This window comes from Prevotella pectinovora (genome assembly GCF_041323955.1).
Classification (GTDB): Bacteria; Bacteroidota; Bacteroidia; order Bacteroidales; family Bacteroidaceae; genus Prevotella; species Prevotella pectinovora.
Genome location: NZ_JBGLIV010000001.1, coordinates 583,217 through 600,186, shown reverse-complemented (window position 1 = coordinate 600,186; position 16,970 = coordinate 583,217). Strand labels below are relative to the sequence as shown.

14 protein-coding genes are annotated in these 16,970 nt (G+C 48.8%); 5 read left to right on the top strand and 9 right to left on the bottom strand.

All coding sequences use genetic code 11. The annotated features are described in order from the left end of the window. The first annotated feature begins 95 nt into the window (after positions 1-95). The 5 genes from ACDC99_RS02330 (at position 96) to ACDC99_RS02310 (ending at position 4,673) form a co-directional block, all read left to right on the top strand. Positions 96-1,154 (top strand): endonuclease/exonuclease/phosphatase family protein, encoded by a 1,059-nt coding sequence (locus ACDC99_RS02330; protein WP_462686419.1) that lies wholly within the window; start codon positions 96-98, stop codon positions 1,152-1,154. A 251-nt stretch (positions 1,155-1,405) separates the two neighbouring features. Next, entirely contained in the window at positions 1,406-1,915 is a 510-nt protein-coding gene (locus tag ACDC99_RS02325) for a uracil-DNA glycosylase family protein (RefSeq protein WP_370756901.1), read from the top strand. A 20-nt stretch (positions 1,916-1,935) separates the two neighbouring features. Further along, positions 1,936-2,547: a uridine kinase gene (gene udk / locus ACDC99_RS02320; protein ID WP_022316752.1), complete on the top strand. Its 612-nt coding sequence runs from the start codon at positions 1,936-1,938 to the stop codon at positions 2,545-2,547. A 20-nt stretch (positions 2,548-2,567) separates the two neighbouring features. Beyond that, positions 2,568-4,154, top strand: a complete 1,587-nt coding sequence (locus ACDC99_RS02315) for a capsule assembly Wzi family protein (protein WP_044075255.1) — start codon at positions 2,568-2,570, stop codon at positions 4,152-4,154. A gap of 63 nt (positions 4,155-4,217) precedes the next feature. After that, positions 4,218-4,673: a lipocalin-like domain-containing protein gene (locus tag ACDC99_RS02310; protein WP_022316750.1), complete on the top strand. Its 456-nt coding sequence runs from the start codon at positions 4,218-4,220 to the stop codon at positions 4,671-4,673. A gap of 119 nt (positions 4,674-4,792) precedes the next feature. On the opposite strand, the gene ACDC99_RS02305 is transcribed toward ACDC99_RS02310, so the two are convergent. From ACDC99_RS02305 to ACDC99_RS02265, 9 genes are all read right to left on the bottom strand, one after another. Then, entirely contained in the window at positions 4,793-5,965 is a 1,173-nt protein-coding gene (locus ACDC99_RS02305) for a glycosyltransferase family 4 protein (RefSeq protein ID WP_370755679.1), read from the bottom strand. Positions 5,966-5,982: 17 nt separating this feature from the next. Then, on the bottom strand, positions 5,983-6,798 hold the full coding sequence (locus tag ACDC99_RS02300; protein ID WP_370755678.1) for a glycosyltransferase family 2 protein: 816 nt from the start codon (positions 6,796-6,798) through the stop codon (positions 5,983-5,985). Beyond that, positions 6,798-7,835, bottom strand: coding sequence for a glycosyltransferase family protein (locus tag ACDC99_RS02295; RefSeq protein ID WP_370755676.1), 1,038 nt, complete (start codon positions 7,833-7,835; stop codon positions 6,798-6,800). The genes ACDC99_RS02300 and ACDC99_RS02295 overlap by 1 nt, the downstream gene beginning before the upstream one ends. A gap of 11 nt (positions 7,836-7,846) precedes the next feature. Continuing rightward, positions 7,847-9,004 (bottom strand): EpsG family protein, encoded by a 1,158-nt coding sequence (locus tag ACDC99_RS02290; RefSeq protein ID WP_370755674.1) that lies wholly within the window; start codon positions 9,002-9,004, stop codon positions 7,847-7,849. Between the two features lie 19 nt (positions 9,005-9,023). After that, positions 9,024-10,070 carry a Wzz/FepE/Etk N-terminal domain-containing protein gene (locus ACDC99_RS02285; RefSeq protein WP_370755672.1) on the bottom strand — a complete coding sequence of 349 codons (1,047 nt, stop codon included), beginning with the start codon at positions 10,068-10,070 and terminating at the stop codon, positions 9,024-9,026. 58 nt (positions 10,071-10,128) lie between these two features. Continuing rightward, a complete protein-coding gene (locus ACDC99_RS02280) occupies positions 10,129-11,376 on the bottom strand; it encodes a glycosyltransferase (protein WP_370755670.1) in 1,248 nt (415 codons plus the stop codon). A 37-nt stretch (positions 11,377-11,413) separates the two neighbouring features. Beyond that, positions 11,414-12,733, bottom strand: a complete 1,320-nt coding sequence (locus ACDC99_RS02275; protein ID WP_370755668.1) for a lipopolysaccharide biosynthesis protein — start codon at positions 12,731-12,733, stop codon at positions 11,414-11,416. A 118-nt stretch (positions 12,734-12,851) separates the two neighbouring features. Continuing rightward, positions 12,852-15,440 (bottom strand): SLBB domain-containing protein, encoded by a 2,589-nt coding sequence (locus ACDC99_RS02270; RefSeq protein WP_042519029.1) that lies wholly within the window; start codon positions 15,438-15,440, stop codon positions 12,852-12,854. Positions 15,441-15,484: 44 nt separating this feature from the next. After that, positions 15,485-16,072 (bottom strand): sugar transferase, encoded by a 588-nt coding sequence (locus tag ACDC99_RS02265; protein ID WP_042519065.1) that lies wholly within the window; start codon positions 16,070-16,072, stop codon positions 15,485-15,487. Positions 16,073-16,970 lie beyond the last annotated feature (898 nt).

The following is a 16,970-nucleotide window of genomic DNA, read 5'->3' as shown; positions in this document are numbered from 1 at the left end:
GGAAAATAATTCATACCTTTGTCTTTGATTACAAAGACGTGGATAATTGTCAGACAGGCAGTATAGAAAAACAAAATATTTATAACAATATGAAAATGAAAAGAATCAGTTTCTTGCCGATATTAGTGCTGTGCATGGTGTCTATCGGCGCAATGTCGCAAAATGAGAAAAAGTATTTGTGCTACGGAGTGGGATTCTACAACCAGGAGAATCTCTTCGATACTTGCCACGACGAAGGCAAAAGAGACTACGACTTCCTTCCTACGGGGTCTTACCGCTGGAACGGGCTGAAATATTCTCACAAGCTGAAGAACATGGCGAGGGCTCTTGCCGACATGGGCACCGACGTGCTGCCTAAGAACGTGGGATGCGCCGTGATTGGACTGAGCGAGGTGGAGAACAGCAAGGCGCTCGACGACCTCACGGCACAGGAACCGCTGAAGGCACGTGGCTATAAATACGTACATATAGAGGGTCCGGACCGCCGTGGCATCGACTGTGCGCTGCTCTACAATCCGCAGCTCTTCAAGGTTTGGAGCACGAAGCTCGTGCCATACGTGCAGGAACTGGAGAAGGACAGTGCGTTTCTGACCCGCGGATTCCTGACCGTGAGCGGAGAGATGGCCGGCGAGCATGTGGCATTCGTGGTGTGTCACTGGCCGAGCCGGGCGGCTAAACCTTTCTATCGTGAATCGGGCGGCCGCCAGGTGAGAGCGCTGAAGGACTCGCTGCTCAGAGAAGACCCAAAGGTGAAGGTATTCGTGATGGGCGACATGAACGACGACCCCACAAACGCCAGCATGACGGAGGCTCTGGGATGCAAACCAGACATCGACGAGGTGGGCAAAGGCGAGATGTATAACCCATGGTACAACATACTGGTGAAAGAGGGATTGGGAACATTGACCTATGGAGGTTCGTGGAACCTCTTCGACCAGATTGTAATGACTCCTAACCTGCTGAACAAAAAGGGAGCAAAGGATTTCTCTACACTGAAATTCTTCAAGAACCAGATTTTCCGCCGCGACTACCTGTTCCAGACCGAAGGGAAATACAAGGGTGCTCCAAAGCGTACTCATGCCGGCGGCGTATGGCTCGACGGATACAGCGACCACCTGCCGGTAGTCGTGTATCTGGTAAAAGAGCAGAAATAGGGATATGGAATAGATCTTAATTTGAGGGAACCAAGGCAAAATGGGTAATACCGAGGTTCAAGACTATATCACAGTAAGTCTTTATGAAATCAAACGAAAAAACTGAAAGCAAAACAAGTCTGCCCACTACCATGGGGAAGAACGGAGGGACTGGCGGATTGGCGGGTGCCGACACCGGGGCATCATCCGCCAACATTCCTGTAGAATGCCATCCACTCGAGCCTTTCCTGCCCAAGAATGCCTGGCTGCTGATGCTTGGAAGTTTTCCGCCATCAAAACAGCGATGGAGCATGGATTTCTTCTATCCTAACTTCATAAACGACATGTGGAGAATCTTTGGGCTACTGTTTTTCGACGACAAAGACCATTTCGTGGACACGGAGAGGAAGAGGTTCAGAAAAGAGCAGATAGTGGAATTCCTCACCAAAGAGGGCGTGGCGCTATACGACACGGCGTGTGCCGTGAGACGCACGAAGAACACGGCTTCTGACAAGGATCTGGAGATTGTGACACCAACTGATCTCGACTCGCTTCTGGAAAGACTCCCCCACTGCACCACGGTGGTGACGACAGGAGAGAAGGCCACTACGGTATTCGCCACGCATTTCGGCTGCCCCGTCCCTAAAGTTGGCACATCGGTAGAGTTTCTGAACAACGGCAAGAGGATGACTCTCTTCCGCATGCCAAGCAGTTCGAGAGCCTACCCCATGAAACTGGAGAAGAAAGCGGAACAATACCGCAAGGTCCTGATAAGAAAATAGCAAACATCAAAACAGAATATATGACAATAATCGGCATAGCTGGTGGTACGGGCTCTGGCAAGACCACCGTGGTAAAGAAAATCGTGGAAGCTCTGCCTCCACACTATGTTGCGGTGGTACCGCTTGACTCATATTACAACGATACGACGGAGATGACGGAGGAGGAACGACATGCCATAAACTTCGACCATCCCGACGCCTTTGACTGGAAACTGCTCATCAAGCAGGTGAACGAACTGCGCAAGGGAAACGCCATCGAACAGCCCACATACTCGTATATCAAATGCAACCGTCTGCCGGAGACCATCCATGTGGAACCAAAGCCTGTGATAATCATCGAGGGCATCATGACGCTGCTAAACAAGAAGCTGAGAGACATGATGGACCTGAAGATATTCGTTGACGCCGACTCCGACGAGCGACTGATACGCAACATACAAAGGGACATCGTGGAGCGTGGACGCGACGTGAAGATGGTGGTAGACCGTTATCTCGAAGTGCTTAAACCTATGCACGAACAGTTCATCGAACCCACAAAGAGGTATGCCGACGTAATAATCCCTCAGGGCGGAGAGAACGTGAAGGGTATCGACATGGTGTGCAAATTCATCGAAAGACTGATGCAACAATAGACACAAACATCAAAACATTTATGAATCAGAAGAAGGTATTTCTACTTGCCTTGATTTCCGCAGCGACACTAAACGCTACGGCTCAAGACAACGGCAATTACGACGACGAAACCACCACGCTACAGAAGAAAGGGGAATTTGAATATTCGGCTGAGGCCCAGGGAAGCTTCTCACACGGCAAGACCCCACTATGGCTGAACGCCAACAAATACGGATTGTCGTCGCTCGACGAGAACAACGGCTACATCAGAGGATCGCTGCAGAGAAACATCGGCAACGACATGGAAAAGAAATGGGGATACGGATTCGGCATTGACGCCGCCGTGCCATTCAACTATACGAGCAACGTGGTATTGCAACAGGCATACGTGGAGGGACGATGGCTGCATGGCACTCTCTCCATAGGAGCAAAGGAAAGGCCGATGAACCTGAAGGACAACAGGCTCAGCAGCGGTTCGCAGACTTTGGGCATAAACGCCCGACCCGTACCACAGGTGAGGTTGGCGCTCGAAGACTACTGGAAGGTGCCGTTCACTGGCGGATGGGTGCAGCTGAAAGGTCATGTGGCTTACGGAATAATGACCGACGACTCATGGCAGCACGAATTCACCAGCAAGCGGAGCAGATATGCCGACAACGTGTTATATCACTCCAAGGCAGGATTCATCAGAATAGGAAGCGACCCGTATATGCACCCTCTCTCGCTGGAACTGGGACTGGAGATGGCATCGCAGTTCGGCGGAAAATCGTATCTGCCTAACGGTGACGGAACGGTGTCGGTGATAAACGGTAACACGAGTCTGAAAGGTTATTGGAACGCTTTCGTGCCGGGAGGCAAAGACATCACCGATGGCGAAAACTACAAAAATGCAGAAGGCAACCAGCTGGGCAGCTGGATGATGCGACTGAACTTGGAGAAAGACCTTTGGAAAGCGGGACTCTACGTAGACAAATTCTTTGAAGACCACTCGGCGATGTTCCAACTCGACTACGATGGTTACGGAAGCGGTGAGGAATGGCAGGTGAAGAAGAAGAGACGCTACGTGCTCTACGACTTCAAAGACTGGATGATAGGTTTCGACCTCAACATGAAATACGGTACATGGCTGAGAAACATCGTGGTGGAATATATCTACACAAAATATCAAAGCGGACCTATATACCACGACCATACGACGACTATTCCCGACCATATCGGCGGCACCGACAATTACTACAACCACAACATCTATCCTGGATGGCAGCACTGGGGACAGGTGATGGGAAACCCTCTCTTCCGCTCGCCAATCTACAACCAGAATGGAAGCATCTTTGTGCAGGACAACCGTTTCATGGCTTTCCATCTGGGATTCGACGGCCGTCCCAGCGACAACACACGATACCGTGTGCTTGCCACTTATCAGGAGGGATTGGGGACCTATGGCAGTCCTTACAACGACTTACGCCACAATATCAGTTTCCTCGTTGAGGGTGAATACAAATTCACAAGGTCTCTGCTTCGCAACTGGAGCGTGAAAGGCGGTTATGCCATGGACTTCGGTGGAATACTGGGCAACAACTACGGTTTCCAGCTGACCATCGCCAAGAGGGGCAGTTTCAGCCTGTAGACACTGTCACTATAACTTCACCGATAATCTACAAGGGGAACAAAAAACGAAAAAAGAAAAGAAATGAGAAAGACAATATGCGGCATCCTCATAGCCGCCACAACGATACTTACCACGATGACTCTCGCCTCATGCGACATAGAGACTTCATCGGCTGCCGGAGATTTCAACGGTATGTGGCATTTGACCCGTGTGGACACGATTGCCACTGGCGGAGTGCTCGACCTGAAGAATGAAAAGTTATTCTGGGCATTCCAAAACAAACTGATGCAGGCGGATGACAAAAACGAGAAGCTAGCGAAGATTCTGATGCGCTTCAACCAGACAAACACGCAGCTCACGCTGCACACACCATACGTCTACGACCGCGAAAACGGCGACGTGCCTCTCTCCGACCCTACCCTGCTGGCACCATACGGCATAAACAAGCTGGAGGAGAATTTCCAGGTATTAAAATTGACCGGAAGTAAAATGGTGTTGCAGTCGGAAACGCTGAAACTGACATTCAAGGGATTCTAAAACAATATAAGACTCCATAATTTGCAAAAATGCTCCATAATTCCAAATAACGGAACATGGAGCATTTTTCTATGCCATGCTTAGGCAAGAGTAACAGTTTGATGACCGCTTGTGGAAGATTAGTCAGCATTCAAATGATCGTAGCCGGAGAGTTTCTCCTGCCATGAATAGTATTTCCTTACGGTATCATAGCCTGAACGGGAAATGCGGTTGCGGTCGGCTTCGTTGTCCATCATCCTCAGGCAAGCGTCGGCAAAGGCTTGGTCGGCATCTTCGATGATGCAGTTGGTGCCACTTTCAAGTTCGGGAATTGCCTTTGAAATGAGCGACGACATCACCACCGGCACTCCCATACCCATAGCCACAAGCACCTTGTTCTGAATGCCGGCGGCAATCTGCACCGGCGCCACAGCCACGCATGAATCCTTAACGGCATCTGAAAGGACGTCTACAAATCCTGTCACCACGATATTCTCGGATTTTTCAGACAGCGCCATGATGTTTCTCGGCGGCTCTGCCCCTACGATATAGAATCTGGCTCCGGGTTTCTTCTTCAGAATCAGCGGGAAGATGTCGTTTACGAAATGCAACACCGCATCCTGGTTCTGCAGGGTTCGCATATTGCCTACAAAGCAGATCTTGTCATGGTCGTAGGAATCGGGTATCTCGTCCATACACTCCACGCCATTGGTGTATAATGCCAGCGAATGCTTGTCGTCCCCGGCAGAGAGATAGTCGATGTCTGCCTGTGAAACGAGTACAACCTTCGGGAATTTATTCATCACAAAGTGCTCATATCTTCGGATAAGCTTGCGCTCGATGGCGTAAATAACCTTCTTCAGCGACATGCCCTTGAAACCGGAAGACAGAGTATAGGTCTTCGACAAGGCATCGGTCATCTCCACGATGGATTGAGACTCCACGCCATGCTGGGTGAGGTATGGCACCATCCTGAGCAGATGGCTGACGAAACGGTCTGGTTTCTCTTTGCTGATTACCATCCCCAGCAGCTTTGAGTATTCCCGAGAGTAGTAGTAGCCACACTGTATGGGGCGACCGCTCAGCATATACCCAAGCGAGTAGAGCATGGAGTTGGTCTTCTTGCGCTTTACTACGTATATCTTGTCATACAGGGTCTTTGCGGCTGCCATGTCAGGATTGCCCTCACAGAAGGACACGAGGACCAGCTCATGACCGGCAGACTTCAGATATTTGGCTATATTGTTAATTCTCAACACGTCTCCGCCATTTTCGGGAAAGGGGAAGCGTGGTGTCAATATGCAGTATTTCATACGATATCAGTTATTTTCTATTCATATACTTTTTTACGCAGCTTGCTTATCGTGGCATAGACCCTCGATGCAAACAGAAGGAAGTCGTATTTCAGCGGCTTTTTCAGATATGCCCCCATATAGCTACACGTAAGCCTCATCGCCACGGCAATTCTTTCCGAATACCGATGGCGTGCACGGGTAGCGGAATTCTCTCTTGCCCTCACGTTATATACGGTGTCGGCATTGTGGACAATCTCCATTCTGGAAATCCTGTCGGACACGATGAACATGAACAGGGCGTCTTCACCGAGCTTGTGCTTCGTGTCAAACCGCCTGTCTCCTATCACATCTCTGGGTATGAGTTTCCCTGTTACCGTGGACAGGAAGCTCCGCGAATTGAACAATGTCAGCTTGGGGCATTCCATGCATCGCTTGTAGGCTGATGTGAGGAAATACGGCAGGTGCTCACGGGTCTTGTCATCAATGAGATAAAAATTGCAGGCAACCACCGTATGCAAATCCGTCATGGCATGCATGCTCGACAGATAGCCGTTGCCTGCCACCCAGTCGTCGTCGTCGATGAAGAGCAGATATTTGCCTTTTGCATTGTCTATACCGATATTTCTGGCGTTCGACACACCCGGCTCGTCGGTCTGAATGACTCTCACATTGACATAACCATTGTCGGTGATGATGTCTTCGAGCATCGACCGGTATGGCATGTCGCAGCCATTGAGTACGATTATCACCTCATAATCGGAAACGGGGAAATCCTGCTCCTCCAAAGAACGGAGGCAGTCGGAGATGTATTCTCTGGGCTTGTATGTAGGTATTATAACAGATATTTCCATTATCCAAAGATTTTAAGATAGTCTGGAGTCAGCGATTCCGGGGTTGCCACACAATGCAGACCGTTGTCGCCTGTCAGCGCCCGCATCTTCTCTATCAGTTCGCCGGTAGAGGAGAATATCGGATCGTAGTTATAGAAGTCACGGCAGTAATGCAGGGCGGGATGCTCAAGCACAAGCATGTTCTTCCTGTTTGCCACACACTCGAAGCTCACTCCACTGACCTGATTCTGGAAGGATGAGGGATAGGCAAGGAGCACGATGTCTGAACGGAGGAATATCTCCCGATAGAGCGCCGTTGGCAGGAAGCCTGAAATGAAGCGCACGTTGTCGGGATATTTCTCGCCTTCTTTCTTGTCGCCATGAATGAGCAGCAGCACATCGTTCCGGGCAAGGAAATCTGCAAGTTCGCTACTGCTTACGAGCGAATTCACAAAGGTGTCGTCTGCCTTTGAAGAGGGATGGAACACCACTTTCCTGAAAGTGGAAAAGTATTCGGGAAGGCTGGTATCGGCATGGCTTTCATCAAACGGACTGACGCAGCCGTGTGACACCACGGCAACATTTGTTATGCCATTCTCAAGCAACGGTTTCTTCATATAGTCGTCGAACACAACGAAGGTGTTGTGGCGCGCCAGACGCTTGAGAAAGAATAGTTTCACCCTGGATGCCACGGTGCCGGTGTTATGACATATTATATACATATTACGGCAAAGGGGCAACAGACCCAAAGTGACCTCATCGCAACTCGACACCACTACATAAGTGTAATCTGAGAAGCGTATCTTGAATTTCAGATACAGCAGGGTGACAGTGAATATAATGCGGTTGAGAACGGCTCTCTTGCCGCGCATATTCAGGAAGCGGGGCAGCTTGGCAACGTAATCGCTGTCAGGATAATCGAGTTGGGAAGCTATGTCTGAATGCAACACTATCTTCACATCGTAGCCTGCCGAGCGGATGGCGTCGATATGGATACGATTGAAGTTGACGTGTCCCTTCATGTATACGTAATCTATGAACAATACTTTTCCTTTCATGGTATGTCTTTTTATTTAACGTCGTTGAAATGTTGTCTGAAATGGATGAGCCTCTCGTTGTATGGCTTGTTCTCTATGGTGATGTTGTAATACTCCGACATGGCGGTGGTATTAAGGAAATATACTTTCAGCAGACTGTACAACGCCACGAACGACAGATACAGTATCTTGTTGTTGCGATAGGTAAAGCACTTTATCAGGTCTATCCATACTATCCAGTATGCATAGATGAAAAGATAGGAACAGCGGAGACTTATCGTGCGGAACTCACTGAGAAACAGGAATGTGCACAGATAGAAGAGCATACTGTTCACGAAGATGTTGTTGCCGTTGCGGACTTCTCTGAGCTTGTCGATATAGCAGAACAGAAGTATTCCGGTGAGCAGTCGCTCGAGATAGCCGATACTCAACACGGAGCCCGTGCTGAGGTCCATGCTGAGATATGCCTCCACCCAGAGTTTGGTAGACGGCATGATATAGTCTACCACCAGGAGTATCAACGACTTCAGGATGGGGATATGGAAGAGGTATATCACATTGGCAACGGCGAATATCGCCATCATTATGTATTTGTTGAACTTTCTGTTGATGATGAAATACATCGGTATGTATGCCAATGACGAACTATGGAACGTGAAGCCTAACAAGCAAAGGAGCAAAAAGGGCAGGAACTGCTTCTTCTCAATGAACACGATGGCATTGACGAACAGCAATATGGATATGGAGTTGCGCACCAGATTGATGTTTATCTCGAAACCGCTCATCACCAGCATGATCATAAACGCAAGCGGTATGTTGCTGACATATCGCCTGAAGAACATCATCAGCAATGTAACGTTTATCAAGATACACAGAAACTGGAAGAAAAAATAGTTGGGATATATGGTCTTGCATATCACTCCGAATATCATGAAGCCCGGCTCCCACGTCCATTTGTTCAACGGAAGCGTGAACAAGGTGCGCAGGTCGGTCAGACTCTGATACTCGGGATAATATGAGGTCCAGTCGTAGGCCACGAATCCTCTGAGTCCGAAGAAGAACACAAATACGACAACTGACAATATGTTCACACACATTGTCTTCATTTGTGACTCGCTGTTGAAATGGGCATATACGGCAAGAGAACCATAGATCATGACCAACAGCAGATAAGGATAAGCGAACTCCATCTATATGTATTACCTTTCTTTATTTCTTCTTGCCAAAAGCCTGACTCAACACCAACACCCAGAGGGCGTCTGCTATAACTCCTACAAACACGAATATGATTACCATAAGCGTTCGCGGCATGCTCGACGACTTCAATGGCACGGTGGCATTCTGAATGACGGTGAACGCCGGAGTGTTCTCCTGTATCTTCGCCTGTGCCTTCTGCACCTGCTGGGCGGTCTGCGAATAGTTGTTGAACTTCAGCTGCATATCGTTCTCCAGGTCCTCGAGTTTAGACTGATACGACATGAGAACGACTTCTGAGTTGGCATCGGCGAATGATGCATATTTCTGACGCGACTTCTCATAGGCTGCCTTTGCCTCGGCATTGATCTGCTGTGAGTAAGCCAGGTCTTGTCTTGCCTTCTTCGTACGGTAGAGCGTGATGTAGTTCTGCAGTCTGGTCTTCACGGAGTCTGCCATGCAGGCAGCCACACGAGCGTCGGTGTCGGTAACGGAAAGGGTTATCACATTGGTACCCTTGTTGATCTGGCAACCGATGCTTCCGACTATTGCCTCGCAGACCTCGCTCTGGATCTTTGTCAGACAATGTGGGTTAACGACATTGGTGCTCGGTATGGTGTCTTTCTTACCGAACATCTTGATGAGCCACAACTTGGGATAGTCCCAGAATGGTATCTTGGTGTCCTGCAGGATGTGGTTGTAGTATGTCTTCTTCTGTCCCTTCACCTTGACGGGAATATCGAAGAGCTTCACCACGAAGTCTGTGGATGCGAAGACATCGGGATAGATGTCGGGATAGATGGCATCGACGGATGATTTACCGCCACCGATATCCATACCTATGGCTCCGGCAATGTCGCTGAGGTTCTGCGACATACCCATACTTGTGGCCTCTGGAGCCAACACCACATAAGAGGTGTATCTCTTCTGCTGTTCCAAAGCCACGATAACTCCAATAACAAAGAATACAGAAACGAAGATTATCATTTCCTTTTTCCTCGACGCCACTTTCTTCAAAAGCGAAAGCACGTCGATTTCCTTCACGTGTTTTGTATCTGACATTTTATCTTGTATTTCGTTTACTTCTTAATCATTGTCTACTGTCCTACCCCCTGCCTGTTTATGGCGTGCAGCGGTATTCCAGGTCTTCGGTCCTGTGGCCTATTACCTTAGCCGGCACTCCACCGACGATGGTATATGGCGGGACATCCTTGGTGACTACGGCTCCTGCCGAAACTACTGCCCCCTTGCCTATCTTCACATTCTGCAGAACCATAGCTCCACAACCTATCCAGACGAAGTCGCCTATCTCGATGGGATAGAACTTCACCGGGAAATGGCGTGACTGCACATCATGGCTGCCTGTCATAATCATCACTCCATGCGACACCGACACGCTGTCGCCGATGGTCAGTCCACCACGGGCATCGAGTGTCACCATGCGGTTTATATGGGAATCCTTTCCTATAGACAGTTTGTTGAGGTTCATTATATAGCAGCGGCTGTCCACATAGGTGCCTTTGCCTATCTTCATGCCGAGCTTTCTCATGGCAAACCTGCGCACACACCACGGGAGGCTGGGCAGGATGGAATTGGTGAGAGGTCCGAGAACGAATTTCCTCATTCCTGAATATACGGGACTTCCAACAAACCATATCTTCATCACCTTTGTCAGGAAGCTCACGAGCTTACCCATTCTGAAGCCGTCGCTGATGGATATCTTGTAGTTCAGATATTCTCCCCTGACGGGATGGTTTGACATTCCTTCTTCATCGAAGACTTCTATTATGGCATCGGTCCTGACGAACCTGTATTTCTTCTTGTATAGGGTATAGATGAGATACCAGTCGAGAGCGAAACCATAATCTTTCTTCTTGTCAAGAGCGAACAGGTTTTCCTTGTGTATCTGCGTTTTCACGAGTGATGAACCGTGACGATAGACTGGTCTGTATTCGAGACCTGCCACATTGCTTGAGGAGGGGAACGGGAATACGTGCCCCTGGCGCAGTTTCATGCTGTCGCCATATATGATGTCGGCATTCCCGGCATCACAATTCCGGATGGCGTCGGCAAGCGAATGGTCTGAGAAATAATAGTCGCCGCAGTTCAGGATATTCACCCAGTCGCCGCTGGCATGCTGCACGCCTTTGTTCATGGCATCATAGACACCGGCGTCTTTCTCTGAGCACCAATATGCCAGACGGTCAGCATACTCCTTTATCACCTCTGCCGTGCCGTCAGTGCTGCCACCGTCAATGACGATATATTCCTTTTCTTCCCACGTCTGCGAGAAGAAGCTCTCCATCGTCTCACGGATGTGCTTCACATCATTGTAGACCACGGTGATTACACTTATCTTATTGCTCATCTACTATATCTGTTGTTTTATTGTTATCTTTTTATTGTCATCTGTCCCATATTCCCGTTGCCTTCTGCCTGATCAGCAAGCGGCACTGATAGATGTGTATAAGCGCCATGGCGAGATAGCATGTTGCCATGCTCAGGACTATACTCTCTACGCTCAGTCCCATATCAGTGAACTTGACCATCGCCACATAAAGGATGGTGAAGACTACGGATGTCAGTATCTGCACTCTTATCTTGTTGAGTCCGTTGATGAGATACGTGGCACAGTTGTTGAGATTGAAGGCACACACATATACGAATGTGCACAGCGAGATGGAGAGCGGCACCTCCACTTTGTCGCCAACCCACAGATGATAGAACACTCCGCAGACTGCCAGCATGCAGACTCCGCCGGCGACGGAAAGCGCCCAGAACTTCAACGCTCTGTTGAAAGTGGCGTTTATCCATGCCATGTCTCCCTTCACGTAGGCGTCGGTATAGGCGTTCCACATTGGTGAGAGGATGATGGTATAGGCTATTATCAGAAGGTTGAAAAACTTGTATGCGATGTTGTATGTCGTGACATTCGTCGGTCCGCAGTTCTGGGCTATGAACACGTTGGCAGCACCGAAAATGACAAGACAGCTGCTCACCTGAATCACAAAGAATCCCATTCCCTTGCCCACAATCTGTCTGCCGAGACTCTTGTCAAAGTCGTTGGCGGCGGGGCGGAGTTCGGGATACCGCAAGAACAGGGGGATTGTGGCAAGGGCAAAGACTGCACATGTCGTTGCCGTGTATGCAAGGACGACATACATGAGATTGCCCGACGTCACCTTGGTAAGTATGAATATTATCACCATCGAGATGACGTTGCCCGACACGGTGAGGAGGTCGTTGACTGCATATTTCTGCATGGCAACGAAGATGAAGCCCACATTCTTCAAGACGAAATTGCCGAGCGTGAAACCTATTGCCACGAGCGTGGCGTTGCGAAGACTTTCTCCGCTCACAGCATGGGTATTGAAGAAGCTGCAATAGTCAAGCTGCGACAAGGGCAGCAGTCCTATCACTCCCAATGCCAGGGCGATGACGGTGAGCAATGAGAATGTGGTGCAGATGTATTTTCTGGCCAACGAATAGTCTTGCTTCGAGATTGCCTCGGTGAGATAGTTTCGCATTCCGTTGCCCAGACCGATGTCGAAGGTTCCTATCCAGAACAATACCGACGTCATGGTCATCCATACTCCATAGACTTCCTTGTCGAGATAGCCGATGGTAATAGGCACTATGAGGAGAGACGTTGCCAGTCCCACCATCTTCAGCACCGCCGACATCAGTATGTTTTTCTTCAGAACTATGTTCCTATCGTTTGCCATTCGCTTTTCAGTCTATCGAAGTCTTCCACTCAATAGTGGATTAAGTCATAATTGTCTATATCAGCAATACGGCCCATTGACACTTATCGTGACAGGGCCGTATCACATCGTATTTCCTTTATAATATGTTAGCCAAAGTAGCGATCATCGTGGCGATAGACGCTACCGACGTACCGATGGTCATCGTCTCGGCGATGCTCATCTTGGTGGTAGCCTTGGCTGGAACCACAATCTCACAACCAGGCATCGGCTTGGCGTTGTGGGAAACCTTTGCCACCATACCATTCATATATATAATGTAGGTCTGGCCTCTCTTTGCCTTGTTGTTGAAACCACCGGCCTGGTCGATATAATAGCTTGCCTTCTTGCCCTTAACAAAACCTACGGTGTTTGGATACATCACCTCACCGTTGATCTTCACCGTTCCGGTGTACTGCGGAACAACGATGCGGTCGCCTTCGCGAAGCACGATGTCGGCATCGCTGCCTGGGTTGGCAATAGCCTTGTCGAGCTCGATACCTACTGAATAGGTGTCATCGATCTGGAATTTCTTGATACGCTCACTGTTTGTGATATCAACACTCTTGCCGGTCTTTGCTGCCTCCTCGGCAGCCACCTGCTCATACTGCTCAAGGGCCATCTTGCGGGCTGCCTCCAGACGCTTGCGCTCACTCTCGTTGATCTTTCTTACGAGTGTAGCACCGGCTGCATATCCGCGGTCGTTCACTCCGCCTGCCGCCTTGATGACGTCGCTCAGACGGGTGTTCTTTCTTTGCAGCGTATATGTACCGCTGAACATCACCTCACCGTCAACAACGACATTCTGCTGTTTTGAGAAGCCCGGGCTCTTACGCACATACACCTCGTCGAATGGCATAAGGTGGAAGCCTGGAGTACCGTCGATCACAAAACCGTCTTTCAATGCGAAACTGTATGTATAAGCTGAGATGGAGTCGTTGGTAAGCGCCTTTGGATTCATCACGCGGCGCGCCACATCGACCTTCACAGTGGAAGCGGAGTTCTTCAGACCTCCTGCCTGAAGCACGAAGTCCTCAAGCGTCTCATTGGATGCGTATTTATAGATGCCAGGATAGTTCACCTCTCCGTGTATCGTTATGGTCTGTTCTTCCATCATCTCCTGCTTCGTAGGGATGAACAAAACATCGTTAGGCTGCAACGGCACATCGGCTACCTTACCGTCAAGGATGCCTTCCACATCAACCGGCACCACTTCCAGAGAGCGGTCTTTCTTCATGCGGTGCATCACGGCACGTGCAGTGAACGCCTCCTCTCTGAGACCGTCGGCATGCTCCAGCAAACTACGCACGCTGTTTATCTCGCCACCTACCTGATACATACCTGGACGGAACACGGCACCCTTTATCTCGACCATGTTTGAATATCTGTCGAGGATTGAGTCTACGCTTACCGAATCTTCGTCGCTCACCTGGAATGAACTCATGTCGAACTCGTCCACATTATATACTGAATATTCCTTTCCGGTCTTTCTCACCACTCTAACCGACTTAGTATAGGCATCGCCAGTGAAGCCACCGGCATATTTCAGCAATGAGCCGACGCTTTCGTTCTTCTTCATCTCATACCACATAGGGCGCTTCACCTTACCAGTAAGATTCACCAGGCAGTCGTACGGACCGACCACAATGACATCGTTGTCGGCAAGGCGCACATTACCCGTCAGTTTGCCGTTGAGCATATAGTCATAGATATCCACTACGGTGACAAGGCGGTTATTGCGATAGACCTTGATGTTACGAAGTGTACCGAGGTCGTTTGTTCCTCCTGCCATATAAAGGGCATGGAACACGGTGGCGAAGGCTGACAGAGTGTATGTGCCAGGAGCTTTCACTTCTCCCATGACGTTGACCATTATCGAGCGGGTCTCACCGACGGTGAGCTTGATATGCGAGCTGCTGTATCTCGATCCCAAAGTGGAGCGCAATTTGGCGTTCGCCTGACTCACCGTAAGTCCGCTGACTTCCACCGGTCCATATCCGTCTATCGTAACGAATCCGTCCGGTGACACCGTGCACTCAATGGTCTTCTGTGAAGCTCCGTAGATATCGATGAACACGGCATCGCCAGGACCGAGACGATAGTTCTGCGGTGTGGCAATGTTCATATTCGGTTCAAACGACAAGTTCTTGTTGTTGAAGATGTTACGTCCGAACACCTTTCTCTTGGTCTTCTCCATCATGAGCTTCTCAAGAAGGGCTGCCGTATCGGGCACGAACTCGTCGAGTTCGTCGCGCATGTCGTTCCACTCATCGTTGGTATCGTCAAACACATAGCTGCGCTTGTCTTTAACGCGACCGTCCTTCAAACGGTTCTGCGAGTCATACTGCGACTTCTTGTCGTCAAGATATTCATCATCTTTGGCATCGCCGTTTGCTTTCTTCTTGCCGTTCGACCTCAATCTTGTGTCGTTCTTGCTTCCGGTAGTGCCCGACACCTGTCCCAATCCCTGGTCCTTGGCGGCACGCTCATATTTCTTTTTCACACGACGTATCTGCTCGATGTTAACGCCATTCTGCATGAGTTTCGTAACGATCTGAGACTGAGGGGTTCCGGCATTGTGCTCCTTTACGATGAATTTCATAACCTGGTCATCGGTCATTGACGACTGCGCCATGATGCTCATCGGAATGAGCACGGACATTAAAATTGCTATGATGAATCTTTTCATAATGAAGAATTTGTTTCTATTTGGTTTTTCTGATGTATTTTATGTTAGAACTTTTTTCCGCTCACGATGCTGATGAACGTCTTGGCAATGATGCTGGCATCAAGAGCCAGCGACCTGCGCTTCAGATAGTCGGTATCCATATGCAGACGGATCAGCATCTTTTCCATAGTATCGGTATAGCCATTATAGAGGGTGGCTTCCGACGTCAGTCCGGGCCTCATCTCATAGATGAGCACATAGCTGGGGTCGTTGGCCATAATCTTGTCGATATAAAACCGGCGCTCCGGACGGGGGCCTACAAACGACATGTCGCCCTTCAGCACATTCCAGAGCTGGGGCAATTCGTCGAGATGATGCTCACGCAAGAACAACTCTGTCTTTGTGGACTGCCCTATGCTGCTTTTCGCCACAAGCTGAGGCTCCTTCTCAGGCTCGCTCATGGTGCGGAACTTGTAAATGGTAAACGGCTTCCCTCTATATCCGATGCGCTCCTGCGAAAATATAGCAGGACCGTTTTTCTGTCTCTTCAGCATGATGGCTATCACCAGATAGACCGGCGAGAGGATTATCATGCCGGCAAGAGAGAAGACTATGTCAAACAGGCGCTTGACGGTTCGCTGAACACAGCCCATCGCGTCATGGCTGCCTTCGAAACCGCTCACCTCTTCTGTATTTTGATTACTCACTTTGTTTATTTACTTATTTCTTATTTTCTTTAAAACCGACAAACGGCTCTTTTATTGCATAATTTTTGCAAAGGTACTATTTTTTATTTAAAAATTGGCGCAACATGCGTCTTATCTTTTGCAAGGAATCAACCTTGCCGTAACAAAACATCACATTTGGGAAAATTACAAGTGTCATAATCTGCATATCGGAACGGCTGTCGCCCAACTTGTGGATTAGCCATAATAATGAGACAACGAGCCTTCCAGAAAAACAAATCAAAAAGACACAAAAATGGGCACGATGCTTGCCCAATAGGGGCACGATGCTTGCCCAATAGGGGCACGCTGCTTGCCCCAAGTGGGCACGTTTCCTGCAAAAACAGTAACAAAAACTTTAATAGAATGAATACGCTCGTAATGGATATGCAAAACAGTTTATCCATGATGACGTGTCGATGGAATTTGATTGGAATTTGAGTGGTTTTCGATAGAAAAACCGATTGATGTTTCGATGAAAACCTATAGCTTTTTCTATAAAAAGCCATTAATGCCCCGATGATACTTCAATGATACTTCAATGATACTTCAATGATACTTTTCTGTAAAGAATCCAGAAAAGTATCATCATGTCAACTCGTTGAGTTAGTGAACTTTAGATTCTTTGACAAGCCGGAAAATGATACTATGACACTTTTCCGGCCCGTTAAAGTATATAATGACAAATGAACGTGTACAAAGCTGCATCGCGGATACGCTTACCGACATCTTTCATAAAGAATCGCAATGAAAAGTTGTCCACACACATGCAAATTATTGCTATTATATTTTGTGGTTTCAGGCATTTGCGCTATCTTTGCAGAAG